Origin of the sequence: Desulfonatronospira sp. MSAO_Bac3 (assembly GCF_003838035.1) — a bacterium.
In the GTDB taxonomy this organism is placed as follows: Bacteria; Desulfobacterota; Desulfovibrionia; order Desulfovibrionales; family Desulfonatronovibrionaceae; genus Desulfonatronospira; species Desulfonatronospira thiodismutans.
The window spans coordinates 1-2,036 of the sequence record NZ_QYZY01000281.1; the positions used below are offsets into that span (position 1 = coordinate 1).

A 2,036-nucleotide genomic window follows, 5' to 3' on the forward strand; every position below is an offset into this window, starting at 1 on the left:
TATGACCAAAGACATGTTAATACCCTCCTTCGAGTTTTTGAAGGGTCAAAGCAATGGCGGTGCCATATAAAATTAGTTTTTTAAAAACAGTATCTTATAACCATGTAAAAAAGGTGAAAATGGGTAAACAGGCGAAATGCGGTAAAATCTTCCCAGTGCTGAAGATGAAATTTTGAAGCTCAAGGCTAAAAGGTAAGATAAAACAGATGTTCCGAAGTAACTGTCGGGCATGCTTAGACTATTTTTTCCTGGCTTGATCGATAACTATTAAGTGGGTGCCGGAACCAGGTAAGGTTTCTTGTCTGAAAGGATGGCCCTTAATTTGCATTGAAAATCTAAAACAATGTCAAATAAAGGAGCCTGACATGAACGGAAGTCATGCTGTTTTTCACCTGGTGGACGTCTCCAGGGATCTGAAGCGGGAAATAGAAGACAACCTCCCCGGTGATACTGCTGTTAATGAGGTGGACGGCTCCAATTCCCTGTCTACAGACGGTGGAAGCCAGTCCAGTATAGACGTTCTCTTTCTGAGCCCCGGCAGATGGGAAAAGATGGATCAGGAAATGCGGGACTGGTTGGAAAGCCGTAATCAGCACTTAGTGCTGGTTCTTGAGGATGAGCAGCAGAAGCCGGAGCAGGAGTACAGTGTATCCGCCTCTTTTCTGGGTTATCTTCGTCGTCCGGTGACCAGAAACGCCCTGAAAAGTATCCGGGACAAGGCCAGGGAAGTGCAGGAGCTTTATACTGACCTGCACCTCATGGCCAAAGAGATTGTACTGGAGCGCGAGCTTCTGACGCGTAAAAACGCCCAGCTGGAATTTTTGAACCGCATTCTGACCAGCACCTCACAGACCCTGGACCTTAAAGAAATCCTGCACCAGACTTCCAAAGAGTTTGGGACACTGCTCGGGACCACCGGGCTGGCAGCAATCTTCTGGAACTATGACAATGAGGATCTGTTTGCGGAAATATATCTGCCGGAAATCAAGTCCCTTAAAACAAGGCAGAAATGGACCGGGCACCTTATGGAAATAGTTCAGAGGTTTGAAGGCAGTATGCCCAGACATTACCATACAGTGGTCATGGGGGAGGGGGAAAATACCCTGAGCAAGCCTCCCAGTCATGCCCGGCAGATAATGCTTCCCCTGCAGGCCGGGCAGAAGACTTTCGGGGCCATTATCCTGGATGCAAAAGAGATCCTGAACCTGGGTAAAGACCAGGTGACGATAATAAACAGCGCCGCCAGGCACCTGTCCCTGAGCCTCCGCAACGCTTTAAAATACAAAGCGGTCAAGTACGAGGCCGAATTTGACGGACTGACCTGCATCAACAACCGTCAGCATTTTGACAAGAAACTCAGAAAAGAGCTTAAAAGACATCAGAGGCAGGGGAATTCCCTGAGCCTGATCATGCTGGACCTGGATCATTTCAAGGCCCTCAATGATACCTACGGTCATGTCACAGGAGACATGGTGCTCAGAAAAATAGGGGAAATCCTGGTGGATACCGTCAGGGAAACGGACTTTCCCGCCCGCTACGGTGGAGAGGAGTTCGTCATCCTCCTGCCCGAGACTACAGAGGAACAGGCCTGGCTGCTGGGCCAGAGGATCCGCCAGAAAATCGGCCAGACCGAGTTTGAAGTGCAGGGCAAAAAATTCAGCATTACCGCCAGCCTCGGTGTGGCCTCCATAAAGCCCGGCCCCCTGACACCTAAAGACACCCTGGTGGAACAGGCGGATCAGGCCCTTTATCTGTCCAAATTCAACGGACGCAACATGGTCTGCACCTCGGCAGACGTCTGCATGGAACAGGCTGTTTCCAATTAGAGGCTTTCAATCATTTAGTAATAAGGAAGGGATCTCATATAACCACCCCCGGCCCCTCCTTGGCCAAGGAGGGGAGCTATTAAGTGCCTGTAATCCAGAGCGTTCTACGCTCGCTAAGCCTGCCACGCGCTTGGAGTGGTTCAAAAACAGACGCCTGCATGGACCAGGCTATTTCCAGGTAGAGGCTTTCAATCATTTTGTAATAAGGAA

Annotated in this window: 1 protein-coding gene; it reads left to right on the forward strand. The window is 49.6% G+C overall.

The window, feature by feature from the left end:
- Nucleotides 1-365 precede the first annotated feature (365 nt).
- Nucleotides 366-1,826, forward strand: a complete 1,461-nt coding sequence (locus tag D5S03_RS09485) for a sensor domain-containing diguanylate cyclase (protein WP_287043685.1) — start codon at nucleotides 366-368, stop codon at nucleotides 1,824-1,826.
- Nucleotides 1,827-2,036: the final 210 nt, after the last annotated feature.

Bases quoted from the DNA above. Each gene is read 5' to 3' on its own strand.
- D5S03_RS09485 (WP_287043685.1), top strand. From the start codon at position 366: ATGAACGGAAGTCATGCTGTTTTTCACCTGGTGGACGTCTCCAGGGAT.